Source organism: Pseudomonas sp. Pse79 (assembly GCF_024519615.1).
Taxonomy (GTDB): domain Bacteria; phylum Pseudomonadota; class Gammaproteobacteria; order Pseudomonadales; family Pseudomonadaceae; genus Aquipseudomonas; species Aquipseudomonas veronii.
On sequence record NZ_JALJRR010000010.1, the window covers coordinates 44,718 to 59,062 of the forward strand.

At 61.9% G+C, this 14,345-nt stretch carries 12 protein-coding genes; 4 read left to right on the top strand and 8 right to left on the bottom strand.

Translation table 11 applies throughout. The annotated features are described in order from the left end of the window. Window positions 1–29 precede the first annotated feature (29 nt). Window positions 30–1,553, bottom strand: coding sequence for a fumarate hydratase (locus NR164_RS14635; RefSeq protein ID WP_017846082.1), 1,524 nt, complete (start codon window positions 1,551–1,553; stop codon window positions 30–32). Window positions 1,554–1,770: 217 nt separating this feature from the next. On the opposite strand from NR164_RS14635, the gene NR164_RS14640 reads away from it, so the two are divergent. Next, window positions 1,771–2,715, top strand: a complete 945-nt coding sequence (locus NR164_RS14640; protein ID WP_079444601.1) for an iron-sulfur-binding ferredoxin reductase — start codon at window positions 1,771–1,773, stop codon at window positions 2,713–2,715. 92 nt (window positions 2,716–2,807) lie between these two features. On the opposite strand, the gene pyk is transcribed toward NR164_RS14640, so the two are convergent. After that, a complete protein-coding gene (gene pyk, locus NR164_RS14645; protein ID WP_079444600.1) occupies window positions 2,808–4,259 on the bottom strand; it encodes a pyruvate kinase in 1,452 nt (483 codons plus the stop codon). 172 nt (window positions 4,260–4,431) lie between these two features. On the opposite strand from pyk, the gene NR164_RS14650 reads away from it, so the two are divergent. Further along, complete coding sequence (locus NR164_RS14650; RefSeq protein ID WP_017139782.1) at window positions 4,432–4,806, top strand: tol-pal system YbgF family protein; 375 nt, start codon at window positions 4,432–4,434, stop codon at window positions 4,804–4,806. A 226-nt stretch (window positions 4,807–5,032) separates the two neighbouring features. Beyond that, the gene (locus tag NR164_RS14655) at window positions 5,033–5,392 is read left to right on the top strand and encodes a PilZ domain-containing protein (protein ID WP_046385190.1); all 360 of its coding nucleotides are present in this window, start codon (window positions 5,033–5,035) and stop codon (window positions 5,390–5,392) included. A gap of 60 nt (window positions 5,393–5,452) precedes the next feature. Here the strand turns inward: NR164_RS14655 and NR164_RS14660 are convergent, their stop codons facing one another. Both NR164_RS14660 and NR164_RS14665 read right to left on the bottom strand, forming a co-directional pair. Beyond that, window positions 5,453–6,784, bottom strand: coding sequence for a DUF58 domain-containing protein (locus NR164_RS14660; protein ID WP_256822892.1), 1,332 nt, complete (start codon window positions 6,782–6,784; stop codon window positions 5,453–5,455). Between the two features lie 7 nt (window positions 6,785–6,791). Continuing rightward, complete coding sequence (locus tag NR164_RS14665) at window positions 6,792–7,832, bottom strand: MoxR family ATPase (RefSeq protein WP_186354534.1); 1,041 nt, start codon at window positions 7,830–7,832, stop codon at window positions 6,792–6,794. 498 nt (window positions 7,833–8,330) lie between these two features. On the opposite strand from NR164_RS14665, the gene NR164_RS14670 reads away from it, so the two are divergent. Beyond that, window positions 8,331–9,659: an OprD family porin gene (locus NR164_RS14670; protein ID WP_256822893.1), complete on the top strand. Its 1,329-nt coding sequence runs from the start codon at window positions 8,331–8,333 to the stop codon at window positions 9,657–9,659. A gap of 282 nt (window positions 9,660–9,941) precedes the next feature. Here the strand turns inward: NR164_RS14670 and NR164_RS14675 are convergent, their stop codons facing one another. Genes NR164_RS14675 through NR164_RS14690 form a run of 4 tightly spaced genes read right to left on the bottom strand, consistent with a single transcriptional unit; the run spans window position 9,942 to window position 14,281 of the window. After that, entirely contained in the window at window positions 9,942–11,099 is a 1,158-nt protein-coding gene (locus NR164_RS14675) for a DUF4350 domain-containing protein (RefSeq protein WP_256822894.1), read from the bottom strand. Beyond that, entirely contained in the window at window positions 11,096–12,625 is a 1,530-nt protein-coding gene (locus NR164_RS14680; RefSeq protein WP_256822895.1) for a DUF4129 domain-containing protein, read from the bottom strand. Before NR164_RS14680 ends, NR164_RS14675 begins: the two co-directional genes overlap by 4 nt. Beyond that, window positions 12,612–13,592, bottom strand: a complete 981-nt coding sequence (locus NR164_RS14685; protein ID WP_017846071.1) for a stage II sporulation protein M — start codon at window positions 13,590–13,592, stop codon at window positions 12,612–12,614. Before NR164_RS14685 ends, NR164_RS14680 begins: the two co-directional genes overlap by 14 nt. Then, window positions 13,589–14,281 (bottom strand): RDD family protein, encoded by a 693-nt coding sequence (locus NR164_RS14690; RefSeq protein WP_026139913.1) that lies wholly within the window; start codon window positions 14,279–14,281, stop codon window positions 13,589–13,591. The genes NR164_RS14685 and NR164_RS14690 overlap by 4 nt, the downstream gene beginning before the upstream one ends. Window positions 14,282–14,345 lie beyond the last annotated feature (64 nt).

A 14,345-nucleotide genomic window follows, 5' to 3' on the forward strand; every position in this document is an offset into this window, starting at 1 on the left:
CAGTCGCCTTTATCGGTGCGAAGAAGCGTTTACTGCACTTCTACCGCCAGGCTTTCACTGATCTTTTTCTGCCAGATGGCAGGACCGGTGATGTGGACGGATTCGCCTTTGCTGTCCACCGCAACGGTGACCGGCATGTCTTTCACTTCGAACTCGTAGATCGCTTCCATGCCCAGTTCGGCGAAAGCCACCACGCGCGACTTCTTGATGGCTTGCGCCACCAGGTAAGCAGCACCGCCTACGGCCATCAGGTACACGGCCTTGTAGTCCTTGATCGCTTCGATGGCGGTCGGGCCGCGCTCGGATTTGCCGATCATGCCCAGCAGGCCGGTTTGTTCGAGGATCTGACGGGTGAACTTGTCCATCCGCGTCGCGGTGGTCGGGCCGGCAGGACCAACCACTTCGTCGCGCACCGGATCAACCGGGCCGACGTAGTAGATGAAGCGACCCTTGAGGTCCACCGGCAGGGTTTCGCCCCTGTTCAGCATCTCGACCATGCGCTTGTGCGCCGCGTCGCGACCGGTCAGCATCTTGCCGTTGAGCAACACGGTTTCGCCCGGCTTCCAGCTCTGCACGTCTTCCGGGGTCAGGGTGTCGAGGTTGACGCGACGGGCCGACGGGCCGGCTTCCCAGACGATTTCCGGGTAGGCGTCCAGCGGTGGCGCTTCCAGCGATGCCGGGCCCGAACCGTCGAGCACGAAGTGCGCGTGACGGGTGGCGGCGCAGTTGGGGATCATGCACACCGGCAGGGAAGCGGCGTGGGTCGGGTAATCCATGATCTTCACGTCGAGCACGGTGGTCAGGCCACCCAGGCCCTGGGCGCCGATGCCCAGTTGGTTGACCTTCTCGAACAGCTCCAGGCGCATCTCTTCGATACGGTTGGAAGGGCCACGCTTTTTCAGCTCGTGGATGTCGATGGATTCCATCAACACTTCCTTGGCCATCACGGCGGCTTTCTCGGCGGTGCCGCCGATGCCGATGCCGAGCATGCCCGGTGGGCACCAGCCGGCGCCCATGGTCGGAACGGTCTTGAGCACCCAGTCGACGATCGAGTCGGACGGGTTGAGCATGGCCATTTTCGACTTGTTCTCGGAACCACCGCCCTTGGCGGCCACGTCCACTTCCACGGTGTTACCCGGGACGATGGAGTAGTGGATCACCGCTGGGGTGTTGTCCTTGGTGTTTTTACGCGCGCCCGCCGGGTCGGCGAGGATCGAAGCACGCAGGACGTTTTCCGGCAGGTTGTAGGCGCGACGCACGCCCTCGTTGATCATGTCGTCCAGGCCCATGGTGGCGCCGTCCCAGCGCACGTCCATGCCTACGCGCACGAACACGGTGACGATACCGGTGTCCTGGCAGATCGGGCGGTGGCCGGTGGCACACATGCGCGAGTTGATCAGGATCTGGGCGATGGAGTCACGGGCTGCCGGCGATTCTTCGCGCAGGTAGGCTTCGTGCATTGCCTGGATGAAGTCAACGGGGTGGTAGTAGGAAATGAATTGCAGGGCGTCGGCAACGCTCTGAATCAGGTCGTCTTGCTTGATCACGGTCATGAGTCGCGCTCCTCTATAAGGGAACATTCAATAAAGGTGGCTTCAGTGGGGTGTATCGGTCGGCTGAAACCACCTTTCCAAGGCACGCCGAGTGATGCTGGCGCGACGCTAAAAAGGCGCGGCAGTATAACCCGGCACGGTGGCCGATACACCCGACTATGGTCAAACTCTGCCGGGCGTGATTCCCTGTGTAGGCTTTTTTGATCTGAGACTTTGTATGCCTGAACTGTACGTCGGCGAACGCCACTGGTCGGTCTCCACCGGCAGCAACCTGTTGGATGCCCTGAACCAGGCCGGCGTTGCCGTGCCCTACAGTTGCCGCGCCGGCAGTTGCCATGCGTGCCTGGTGCGTTGCCGGGGCGAGGTCGAGGATCAGCAGCCCGACGCCCTCAGCCCGGCGCAACGCGAGAACGGCTGGCGCCTGGCCTGCCAGTGCCGGGTGGTGGCGGACCTGCACGTCGAAGCGTTTGACCCGAGCCGTGACGGCGTGCCGGCCGCGGTGGTCGGCGTGGAGTGGTTGAGCACGCATGTGCTGCGCCTGCGTCTGCAACCGGAGCGCGGCCTGCGCTACCGGGCCGGGCAGCATCTGGTGTTGTGGGCGGGGCCGGTGGCGCGCCCGTATTCCTTGGCCAGCCTGCCCGAGGAAGATCCGTTCCTGGAGTTTCATCTCGACTGCCGTCAGCCCGGCGCGTTCAGCGATGCCGCTCGACAGTTGCGCGTCGGTGACCGTCTGCGCCTGGGCGAACTGCGCGGTGGCGCTTTGCAGTACGACCCGGACTGGCAAACCCGGCCGTTGTGGCTGTTGGCGTCCGGCACCGGCCTGGGCCCGTTGTGGGGCGTGTTGCGTGAGGCGTTGCGCCAGGACCACCAAGGCGCGATCCGCTTGATTCACCTGGCCCACGATGCCAGCGGTCACTACTTGGCCGAGCCCCTGGCAGCGCTGGCCGAGCGCCATCCGAACCTGACGGTGGAGCTGTGGACGGCGGCGCAGTTGACCCCGGCCTTGGCGCAACTGCGGCTGGTTTCCCGGCAAACACTGGCCTTGCTCTGTGGGCATCCGGCCAGCGTCGAGGCGTTCTCCAAGCGCCTGTTCCTGGCAGGGCTGCCGCGCAATCAACTGTTGGCTGATGTGTTCCTGTCCAGGTCGATCAGCGGGTGCTGATGGCGTTTCCACAGGCAAGCCCATCACTGTGAGCCGCAAAGCAAAAAGCCCCGCCATTCACAGGGCGGGGCTTTGTTTTTTCAGCAGATCACTCAGACCATTGGGTCGCCAACGTGCAGGATCTTCATGCCGTTGGTGCCGCCGATGGTGTGGTAGCTGTCGCCCTTGGTCAGGATGACCCAGTCGCCTTTCTCCACCACGCCACGCTTGAGCAGTTCGTCGATGGCAGCCTGGCTGACTTGCTCAGGCGGCAACGACGCCGGGTCGAACGGTACGGTGTAGACACCACGGAACAACGCCGCGCGGGCCTGGGTTTCGCGGTGCGGGGAGAACGCGTAGATCGGTACCGAGGAACGGATACGCGACATGATCAACGGCGTGTAGCCACTTTCGGTCAGGGCGATGATCGCTTTGACGCCAGGGAAGTGGTTGGCGGTGTACATGGCGGCCAGGGCGATGCTCTGGTCGCAGCTTTCGAACACTTTGCCGATGCGGTGGCTGGAGGTCTTGCTGGTCGGGTGCTTTTCGGCACCGATGCAGATACGCGCCATGGCCTGGACGGCTTCCAGCGGGTACGGGCCAGCGGCACTTTCAGCCGAGAGCATCACGGCGTCGGTGTAGTCGAGCACGGCGTTGGCCACGTCGGACACTTCGGCGCGGGTCGGCATCGGGTTCTGGATCATCGACTCCATCATCTGGGTCGCCACGATTACTGCTTTATTGTGGCGGCGTGCGTGCAGGATGATTTTTTTCTGGATACCGATCAGCTCGGCATCACCGATTTCCACGCCCAGGTCGCCACGGGCAACCATCACCGCGTCGGACGCCTTGATCAGGCCGTCGAGGGTTTCGTCATCGGCCACGGCTTCGGCGCGTTCGATCTTCGCCACCAGCCAGGCAGTACCACCGGCTTCGTCGCGCAGTTTGCGCGCGTATTCCATGTCGGCAGCGTCGCGTGGGAAGGACACCGCGAGGTAGTCCACTTCCATTTCTGCGGCGAGCTTGATGTCGGCCTTGTCTTTTTCAGTCAGGGCCGGCGCCGTCAGGCCACCACCGCGACGGTTGATACCTTTGTGATCCGACAGCGGGCCGCCGATGATCACGGTGCAGTTCAGCTCAGTGACGCTGGCGGTGTCGACTCGCATGACCACGCGACCGTCGTCCAGCAGCAGTTCGTCGCCGACGCCGCAATCCTTGACCAGGTCCGGGTAGTCGATACCCACGACGTGCTGGTTGCCGTCGGTCAGCGGGTGGCTGGTGGAGAAGGTGAACGTGTCACCGATCTTCAGCTCGATCCGTTTGTCGGTGAATCTGGCGATGCGGATTTTCGGGCCTTGCAGGTCACCCAGCAATGCGACGAAGCGACCGTGTTTGGCGGCCAGGTCACGCACCAGCTTGGCGCGAGCCTTGTGCTCGTCCGGGGTGCCGTGGGAGAAGTTCAGACGGGCAACGTCCAAACCAGCCAGAATCAGCTGTTCGAGGACTTCCGGCGAGTTACTGGCCGGGCCAAGGGTGGCGACGATTTTGGTACGACGGACGGACATGCACAGACTCCTGAGTTCAAGCGCTGAGGAAGGCTACTATGCTCTTTGGTTGTAGTCATTGTTCGTTTGCACTACTTATCGGCGATTCGCTTTTCGCTCCGGTTGAATAGCTGAACAACCTTGAAGATTTTTGACGAGGGGTCGATACACTGCACAAGACAGGAGAACCCTCATGCGAATTTTGCTCATTGCTGCCCTGGCCGTCAGTGTTGTCGGCTGTACCCGCTGGTCGATGGACCACCATTTGAACAACGCCTACCGTGCGTATGGGGTTGGTGACTGCGAGCGCGTGACCCTGGAATTGTCCCAGGTCGACCGGGAAAGTCGCACCCGGCGCTATGTGCAGCCGGAGGTCTCGATGTTGCGCGGGCAGTGCCTGGAGCGACAGAAGTTGTTCGTCGACGCGGTGCAAACCTATCAGTTCATCATCAACCAGTACCCGTCCAGCGAGTACGCCTACCGGGCCCGTGCGCGTCTCGACACCCTGCAACAACTGGGGCACTACTCCGGCGCGAGCGTTGCGCAGCCACGTCCGGCGTCGTTGTGATGGTATTTGTCGTTGCGTAGCTGGCCCGTTGCCAGTCTTAGGCTATTCTTTGAATGTCCGTTTGTACAAGTTTGTGTCCAAACGGATAGAACACTTGGGATTGGCAGGCTGTAGAGTGGCAAAGCGCTAGCTGTTGTCGCACTGATCTCCAGGGAGAGCGGGGTGTTTAGCCCGTTCCGAATCACTGGCGTGGCCAGAGTTATGGCCAATGGATGGCGATATCATCATGTTTACCGACCGACGAATTGAGCGGCATCAATTGTCTTGTTTCCTGCAAGTGTTCAACCGGCTTACGGATAAGCCCATTGGTTACTTGGGTAACGTATCCGCAGAAGGACTGATGTTGATCAGTCAATTGCCGATGATGGTCGACGTGGCGTTCGAGCTGCGCTTGAAGATTCCCACGGTCGACGGTGATTTCCAGGCCGTTGATTTCACGGCGACCTGTTTATGGAGTCACGAGGACATCAATCCCCAGCATTACGACTCGGGTTTCAGCGTGGCTGAGGCGCCTGCCGAATACGGCCAACTGATCAATGCCTTGCTGCAGTATTTCAGCTTTGACCCCTTACAGGCGTCCGCTTAGACATAGCGTGCAGTCGCCCCGGCTTGGGTGTGGCGACCCAAGCCGGGGGGTGCGCTGTTTTCACAGAACGCCGGCTTTTTTCCAGCCCAGGTAACGTGTCACCAGAGCGGCGCCCAACTCCGAGGGGCGCGTATCCAGTACCGACAACCCATGGGCGTTCAGGCGGTCATGCAGTTCGTCGCGTTGATTGAGGTAGTCGACGGTGCCGCTATAGGCCAGCGCTTCGGGCAGGGTTTGCACCGGCGAAAGGCGCACTTGGTCGAGTACTTCTTCGCGCAGGCTGGCGACCAGTACCCGGTGTTGCCGGCTGATGCGTTTGACCGCGGTCAGCAGCGCCTCATCGTCCTCATCTCGCAGGTTACTCACCACGATCACCAGCGCCCGGCGTTTCTGCCGAGCCAGCAACTGGCTGGCCGCGGCTTCGTAGTCGGCCGCGCGTCGCGTGGTGTCGAGGTCGTAGACGGTGTTGAGCAACAGATTCAACTGCCCGGTGCCCTTGACGGGCGCCAGGTAGCGCGGCTGGTCGCAGGCAAAAGTGCATAGGCCGACGGCATCGCCCTGGCGCAAAGCAACATAACTGAGCAGCAGGCAGGCATTGAGCGCGTGATCGAAGTGGGACAGCTCTGCGTCCTGGCTGCGCATGCGCCGACCACAATCGAGCATGAACACGATCTGCTGGTCGCGTTCGTCCTGGTATTCCCGGGCGATCGGCGTGCGTTGGCGTGCGGTGGCTTTCCAGTCGATCTGCCGCAGGCTGTCGCCCTCGCGAAACTCGCGCAGTTGATGAAACTCCAGCCCCAACCCCCGGCGCTGGCGTTGACGCACGCCCAACTGGCTCAGCCAGTTATCTACACCCAAGAGCTGCGCGCCATACAGGCGGGCGAAATCCGGATAGACCCGGGTGGCATCGCTGACCTCAATAAAGCGCCGTGCGGACCACAACCCCAAGGGGCTGGGCAGGTGCAGCTCGCAGCGACTGAAACTGAAGTGCCCACGCCGCAGGGGGCGCAGCCGATAGCCCAGCTCGCTGCGTTCGCCGGGGCGCAGTTCGATCGACTGCGGCATGTGTTCCAGGCTCAGGCCGTCGGGGACGTGATCGAACACCTGCACCGTCAGCGGTTGTGGGTAATCGTGTTCAAGCGTCAGGCGTACTTCGCCCCAGCGCCCCAATGCCAGGCTGCCGGGCATCTGCCGTTGTATTCGCGCGGACGGACGACGGCGCAGGCGCATCGCGTCCAATAGCGCCAGCAACAACAGCGCCAGCAGCAGACCCCAGGCCACCGAATGCAGGCTGTCGGGCACCGGGAGCTGCAACGCCTGTGCGGCGCCCAGCAATATATTCAGGCCCAGCAGCACGCCGAGCCAGATCAACAGCAGACGGGTCGGCTTCATGGATGGGTCATTGCCGAGGTGCCGAAATCTGGTCCAGCAGTTGCTGGAGGACCTGGTCCACTTCCAGTCCGTCGATATCCAGCTCGGGGGCGATGCGAACGCGATGACGCAGCACCGCCAGGGCGCAGCCCTTGATGTCGTCCGGGGTGACGAACTCGCCCCCGCGCAGCAAGGCGCGGGCACGGGCGCCGCGCACCAGGGCAATGGATGCGCGTGGGCCGGCACCGATGGTCAGCCCCGGCCAACTGCGGGTGGCCCTTGCCAGGCGCACGGCGTAGTCGAGCACTTGCTCATCCAGCGCCAGTTCGCTGGCGATCTGTTGCAGTTGCAACACGTCCTCGGCTTGCAGCACGGTGCGCAGGGGTTGTACGTCGAGCATGTCGGCCCGGGATGAGCGCGTGACTTCGCGCACCATCTCCAGCTCTTGTTGGGAGTCGGGGTAGTCCATCCGCACCTTGAGCATGAAACGGTCCAGTTCGGCCTCGGGCAGCGGGTAGGTGCCTTCCTGCTCGATGGGGTTCTGGGTGGCCAGCACCATGAACGGTTGGCCGATGGGCAGCGCTTCGCCCTCAAGGGTCACTTGGCGCTCCTGCATGGCCTCGAGCAAGGCGGCCTGGGTCTTGGCCGGCGCGCGGTTGATCTCGTCGGCCAGCAACAGGTGGGTAAACAACGGCCCCTTGCGCAGCTTGAACTGCTCGGTGTGCAGGTCGTACACGGCGTGCCCGGTGACATCGCTGGGCATCAGGTCCGGCGTGAACTGGATGCGCGCGAAGTCGCCGCCGAAGCAACGGGCCAGGGCCCGAACCAACAAAGTCTTGCCCAGGCCGGGTACGCCTTCAAGCAGCACGTGGCCGCCGGCGATCAAGGCGGTGAGGACGTCGTCGATCACCTGGTCCTGGCCAATCACCGCCTTGCGCAGCTCAACGCGCAACGCCTGGGCTTGGCGGCTGGCGTGTTGCAGGGTTTCGGTGGTCAGGGCAGTGGGTGTTGGAAATTCGCTGATGATTTCCGGAGCCTTATTCATTGTTACATTGGTTGTATTATCCATAAATCAGATACTTACCTAATCTAACTATTGTTGGGTTTTTATGGGCCGGATGAATGGAATCAGGTCGATATGCACAACTTTCATTCCATGATAGTCCCCGACTTTTGGCGCTCGACAGACGACGCGTGGGCCATAATGACCCGCTTCGGTTTGGAGGGATGCCTCCAGGCGCCAGTGGCACTGCCTTCCGGATCATCCCCTGATGCCTAGGGCAATGGAAGTGTGGCCGCTCAAGAGAAGACACTACAGACTGGCTATGCTTTGTAAACCTCAATAAGACGCTCTCTCGCCTCTTCGGCTGCAACGGGCAGCTCGTTATAGGGCGGCAGGAGAGCCACTTTTTCAACAGCGTTGGGCAAAATCAGCCGCTCTCGAGTAATAAGCTGGCTTGTTTAGCCGCCAAGTTTAATATCAGAATATTCATCTGGTTTCATTTGTTGATCGTCTGGGCTATCGCCTTAATGCTCCAACACGACATCGTGCACTGGAGCAAAAATAATGAAAAAACACCAATCGGCACTTCAACTCAATACCTTGGCCGTGGCGCTGGCATTTGCCTTGCCGGCCATGAGCTATGCCAGCGATCAGTCCGATTCCAAGGGGTTTGTCGCGGACAGCAGTTTAAATATTCTGAATCGCAACATGTTCTGGAACCAGAACGGCAGCGGCCCCCACACCCGTGACTGGAGTCAAGCGCTGATGGCGACCTTCAGCTCGGGCTTCACCCAAGGCACCATCGGCGTCGGCATTGATGCGTTTGCCGACCTGGCGTTGCGCATCGACGGGAGCACCGACCGTGCCGGAGGCCCGAACATTCCATCCGATGCCAATGGCCATCCGGATCACGGCCTCGCGAAGGCCGGCGGTGACGTCAAGTTCCGTGTTTCCAATACCACGCTCAAGGTCGGCGACTTGCAGCCCACGTCGCCGGTGTTTGCCACCGCTGATAACTACCTGATGCCACAGACGGCATCGGGCTTCCAGATCGACAGTCATGAAATCACGGGCCTGAACCTGGAGGCCGGTCATTACACCGCCGGTACCGGTAACACCACCACGTCGCGCAGCGGCGACATTCTCGCCAGCTACGCGGGTGTGGAAGCGGCGTCGGCCAGCTTCGCGGGTGGCAAGTACCAGTTCAGTAAGGAATTCACCGCGTCGCTGTACGGAGCGCGCCTGGAAGACGTTTGGAACCAGTACTACGTCAACTTGAACCTTGTTCATCCATTGGCCGTTGACCAATCCGTCGCACTGGATTTCAACCTCTATCGCACACTGGACGACGGCAGCGCCAAGGCCGGTACCATCGACACCACTGCAGCCTCGCTGGCGGCTGCCTACACCCTGGGCGCGCACACCTTCACACTGGCCGGACAGAAGATCCATGGTGACGAGCCGTTCGACTATGTCGGCTTTGGGGAGACCAACGCTGGTGTCGGTGCCGGCCGCTACGGTAACTCGATCAACCTCGCTGATTCGGTGCAGTACTCCGACTTCAACGGCCCGGGCGAGAAGTCCTGGCAGATGCGCTATGACTTGGACATGAGTTCCTTTGGCGTCCCAGGCCTGAGCTTCATGGCTCGTCATATTCGCGGTTCTGGCATCGACGGTACGCATACTGCCAGTAACTCGGCCTACGCCGGGGCCTATGGCGCCAACGACCAGGAACACGAAACCGACGCCGAAGTGAAATACGTCGTACAGAGTGGCCCGGCCAAGAAACTGACTGTTCACCTGCGGGAGGCCTGGCACGATGGCGATGCTTCTACCGGGGGGCATTTGGTGCAGACGCGTCTGATTACTGAGTACCCGTTGAATATCTTCTAAACAGGCGGGCTTACTTGTCGCTTTAGTTAACGTGTTTGGATTCAACGACGAAACTCGACCGACAGTCTTGCCGCACAAATGCGATATAACCAAACACGGCCTTTGAGGTCTGCCGGGGTTTGTGCGTCCAGAGACTCGGCCGGGGCAATCAGGCGACGGATCAGGCACTCCAGGTTGGTTCTCACTCTGGGTGTGGATCTCACGAGGCGCTGAACCTCAGAGTCGAGGCGCAGCGCCCTCTTGCTGGCGTTGTACCACGCACCTTCGTCACAGAACGCGGGGTCATAGTGCATTCCTGAGCGTTTGCAGGCACGCCACCTGGCGGCTGAAATCGGCGCTGGAAAGCCGTTTTGCCGCAAGTGGGCCAAGGGCCTGGCTGATCACGTGAGAGGGTTGGCGCGTCAGGTGTTCAAGCACCTGCCACTGGTCTGCGGTGTTTAGGTGTTCAAAGCCAGGGTGGCGCCGCCTTGCGGCGCGCAGGATATCGCGCTGCAAGGCGTGCAACAGGGTGCCCTGGCCGCTGCGGCGCAGCAGGAAGTCGGCGCTGGCCTGCAAGTGTTCCTGCAGTTGTCGGCGAGCTCTGGGGGCTGGCGCGTGGATCGGGCCTTGGCGCATGCCGGCCTGCCAGAGCGCCAGGGCGATCAGCGCGGTGAGCGCCACCAGCGCCTGGGGGAAATAGCGCATCAACAAGGTGAACAGGTCGTCCACGTCGCTGTTGAACAGCAGGCTCACGTCGGTGCCCTGGTTGAGGTACCACAGCAGCCAGGCGTTATCGTGTTGGCCGATTCCCGGGGTTTTCCATAAGTCGCTGTCGGTGACGACTGTCACACGGCCTTGGCCGAGATTGAGTTGCATCAGGTGGCTGGACCTGGCGCTGTTGGCGGAAAACTGGGCCAGGTGCTTGGGGTCGGTGAGATTGAAGTCGGTATCGAAGCTGAAATACGCCGGGGCGGTTTCATTGTCGACATAGAGCTTGGTCAGGTCCGGTTTTTTCTGTTTGCGTGCCGGAGCGGGTTGCTCGGATTCGTCGCTCAAGGTCTGCTGGATATGCAGGCTGTCGAGCAGCAGGTCGCCGCTTTTAGCGGTTTCTTCATCCCACAGCGCTTCGGCCACCACCAGCAGGTGGCCACCGGATTTTGCCCAGTCCAGCAGTTGATCCACCTGGCGCGGGGTCATGTTGTCGCGTTCGCCCAGCAGCAACAGGCTGCGGTCTTTGGGGGGCAGATCGGAGAGCCGTTCAAGGCCGCTGGCACGTTCCACCGCCAGGCCTTGCTGGCGCAGAAAGTGTTCGGCCGCCAGGTAGGGATTGCCCAATGCTTCGGGTGAAGGGCCGCGATCCACCACTTCGTCATAAGGCATTGCCTTGTGCCACACATACAGGCCGCCCGCCCCCAGCAGGCAAGCAAGCAGCAACCCCACCCACAGCAATGGCCGCTTCATCGGGCGACTCCCGAGCTGAACAGGGTGCGCCAATCGTTGCACAACTGCTGCTGTACCACCGTGGGCGGAAGGCGGTGCCCGTAGGCGAGGTTTTGCCAGTGCCGGGTCAATTCGTCGCTGAATGCCAGCAATTGTGGTTGTTGCAAGCGTTGAACGCGTTCCAGGACCTGGCCTTCGGTGTCGGCGGTTTTCAGTGGCAGGTTGAAGTCGTGCAGTAACCGGCTGAGCAGCCCGCGATACAACAGGCCCAGGGCTTCCCTGGGGTGGTTGGGCCATAGTCGCTCGGCGGCGCTGGCAATGTCATCGGGCAGGGTTTCGGCGCCCAGCTCCAGGCCGAACAGTTGGGTGGGTGTCGGTTTGGCGAGCTTGGGTTGGCGTGGCCCGCGCCGGCTGACAAAGGTGCGCAGCCACTCGCGATAACGCCAGGCGAGCAACGCCACACCGCCCGCCAACAGACTCCACAGCAGCACCTCCAGGCCTTGGGCAAGGTGCTTGAAGGCGTCGCTGTTGAAGTTGTCCAGCAGTGCTTGCAGCCAGGCCGGTAGTTTACCGTCACCGCGTGCCTGGGGCTTGGTGTTGGGTTTTTCGTCAGCAAAGCGATAGCGCGTGACGGTTTCCGGATTTTTGAACGGAGGCTTGTCCAGCAGCGCCTTGATCGATTGGCTGGCGGATTGGGGGGTGACTTGCCGGGTGGGGGGCGAGTCATCGGCCGTCGCGGGTCGGCCCAGCGGCAGCAGCATCAGCCCGATCACCAGCAGTAGCAACGGGGCCGCGCTGCTCAGGCGCTGGCGCAGGCGGCGAAAAACCAGCTCAAGGTCCCACGCTTCCAGCACGGTGCGACGGTTGAGGTAGAGGCTGAAGCCACAGGCGACGTAGATCGGTTCCCAGAACACCAGGACCAGCGCGTAGAAGGCGTTGCTCAGGTGTTCCAGCCACAACCCCTCCGGGCCGGTTGCCAGGGCCAGCCGTTGCCAGTCCCAATCCAGCTCAACCTGCTGGGGGATGAACAGATAGAACAGCGCCATGCAGCCGAACCACAGGCCGATTTCCAGGTGTACACCGAGCGTGGTCAACCAGCGCGCCGCGCCGGCGTTGTGTTGTTGCAGCACGCCCAGGCGTTTTTGGCGTGCCTGACCATCCAGGCCCTCGAGTTGGCTGACCGGCATCAAAAAGCTGCGGCTCAGGCTCAGTCGCCGCCAGGTCAGGCTGGCCAGGAGTTGGCCCTTGAGCAGGCGCGGCCAGTGACGCACGGCCTGTTTCAGGCTGGGCGTCTCGCCAAACAGGGCCTTGGACAGGATATACAGGGGCAGCCGGTCGAAGGCCGGCTTCAACCACCAGAACACAAACAAGGCCGTGGACGGGTATTGCCACAACAGAACGCTAAGCGCGATGAATATCGGCAGGCTCACCAGCGCCCAACTGGCCATCAGCAGCAGTCGGTGTTCCTGGGCCATTAACACGCCCAGATCCATGGCTTCCCATGATGTTCGCGGGCGAATCACTACGCTGGCATCACTCAGGCGCATGGCGAGTCCGTCCGGCAAGGGTCAGGTAGGCGGCCACCAGTAGCCAGAGCCCCGCGCCCACCAGGTATTTGACCCAAGGCGCGATCGCGGTGGTGGAAGACCAGTAGGCTTCGATAAATGCAGCGATCAGCAGGAACAGCATGACGCCGCAGAGCATCTGCACGCTTTTACGTGCCGCCAGCCGCAGGGATTCACCGCGTGTCAGGTGCCCCGGAGCAATCAACGCCCAGCCCAACTGCAAGCCTGCCGCGCCAGCCAGGGCAATTGCGCTGAGTTCGAAGGCACCGTGGCCGATGACAAACGACCAGAAGGTCTGGCCGTAGCCGATTTCAGTGAGGTGCCCGGAGATCGCACCGATGATCAGGCCGTTGAATATCAGAAAGAACACGCTGCCCAGGCCGAACAGCAAGCCCGCGGCAAAGGTCTGGAAGGCGATGCCGATGTTGTGCATCACGTAGTAGCCGAACATCATCCAGTCTTCACTGGATGCACGTTCGGCGACGCGGCCCAGGCGACTGGCGTCCGGGTCGTACATGCTATGCATCTCGGCCACCTGCTGGGGGCTGACGACGCTGTAGATCAGTTCGGGAAACAGGTACACCAGCAGTGCAATACCCACCAGGCTGCCGAAGAACAGCAGGCTGGCGATCAGCACGAAGCGCCACTGTTCACGCACCAGCCGGGGGAAACCGGCCAGCAGGAAAGCCAATACGTTCGCACCCAATTGGCTGCGGTGGCGATACAGCTGTTGGTGGCCGCGCAGGGCCAGTTGTTGCAGCGGGTCCACCAGGTAACTGCTGTAGCCGCGCTCCTGGGCCATGGCCAAGTGCTGGCACAGGCGTCGATACTGATGAGGGAAATCAGCCAGCTCAGCGGCCTTGGCCTTGCCTTGTTCCAACTGCGTCAGTTGTTCGGCGAATGCTTGCCATTGGGGCTGATGACGGCTTTCGAACAGGCTCTGTTTCATGTCGGCCCCAGCAAGCCACGGGCCACGCCGTTGAGCTGCTCGACAGCGCGAGCCGGGGACACCTGCAGGGGCGTGGCGAGGATCGAGGCCAGTTCCTGTACTCGCTCGGCGGACAGTTCGCCCTGGCGCTCGGCGAAATTGAGGATGGCGCGCTGTTCGCTCAGGTCCAGGGCAAATGGCAGGCGCAGGGCAGGGGCCTGCGGCACCTTGGGGCGTGCCAATGGCAGTTCGCGGTAGACCACCAGCGTGCCGGCCGCCAGATCACCGAGCCGTTTGAAGTTAGGGTGCTGCAGGCAACTGATGGCGCCGAGAAAGTAGCCGAACGGCAGCATATCGACAAAGCGCAGCAGGTTGCGGATGAGTGAGGCCGACCAGCCGATGGGCGTGCCGTCATCCTGTACCACGCGCATCCCCATGACCTGCTTGCCCGGCGAGCAGCCCTGGTTGAGTACTTCAAACAGCACCATGTACCACCAACTGACCAGGAACAGCAGCAACGAGCCCAGCCCTATGCCGATGTTGCCGAGCAGGGCCAACGGAACCAGCAGGATGCCCATGAGCAACCCGCGCACGCCCAGGTCGAAGGCGAAGGCCAGCGCACGTGGCAGCAGGCCGGCCGGGCGCAAGGGCAGGTCGATGCCCTCTGGGGTCTCGATCTGGTAACGGGTATCCAATGGAGCTGATGGCATCGCGATCCTTGGCAGCGCAGAGCGGTTGGAAGACACGGATGCTAGCAGTGTCGGCGATGGAAGC

Coding starts and splice junctions, on each gene's coding strand:
- NR164_RS14635 (WP_017846082.1), bottom strand. CDS start 1,553: ATGACCGTGATCAAGCAAGACGACCTGATTCAGAGCGTTGCCGACGCC.
- NR164_RS14640 (WP_079444601.1), top strand. CDS start 1,771: ATGCCTGAACTGTACGTCGGCGAACGCCACTGGTCGGTCTCCACCGGC.
- pyk (WP_079444600.1), bottom strand. CDS start 4,259: ATGTCCGTCCGTCGTACCAAAATCGTCGCCACCCTTGGCCCGGCCAGT.
- NR164_RS14650 (WP_017139782.1), top strand. CDS start 4,432: ATGCGAATTTTGCTCATTGCTGCCCTGGCCGTCAGTGTTGTCGGCTGT.
- NR164_RS14655 (WP_046385190.1), top strand. CDS start 5,033: ATGTTTACCGACCGACGAATTGAGCGGCATCAATTGTCTTGTTTCCTG.
- NR164_RS14660 (WP_256822892.1), bottom strand. CDS start 6,784: ATGAAGCCGACCCGTCTGCTGTTGATCTGGCTCGGCGTGCTGCTGGGC.
- NR164_RS14665 (WP_186354534.1), bottom strand. CDS start 7,832: ATGGATAATACAACCAATGTAACAATGAATAAGGCTCCGGAAATCATC.
- NR164_RS14670 (WP_256822893.1), top strand. CDS start 8,331: ATGAAAAAACACCAATCGGCACTTCAACTCAATACCTTGGCCGTGGCG.
- NR164_RS14675 (WP_256822894.1), bottom strand. CDS start 11,099: ATGAAGCGGCCATTGCTGTGGGTGGGGTTGCTGCTTGCTTGCCTGCTG.
- NR164_RS14680 (WP_256822895.1), bottom strand. CDS start 12,625: ATGCGCCTGAGTGATGCCAGCGTAGTGATTCGCCCGCGAACATCATGG.
- NR164_RS14685 (WP_017846071.1), bottom strand. CDS start 13,592: ATGAAACAGAGCCTGTTCGAAAGCCGTCATCAGCCCCAATGGCAAGCA.
- NR164_RS14690 (WP_026139913.1), bottom strand. CDS start 14,281: ATGCCATCAGCTCCATTGGATACCCGTTACCAGATCGAGACCCCAGAG.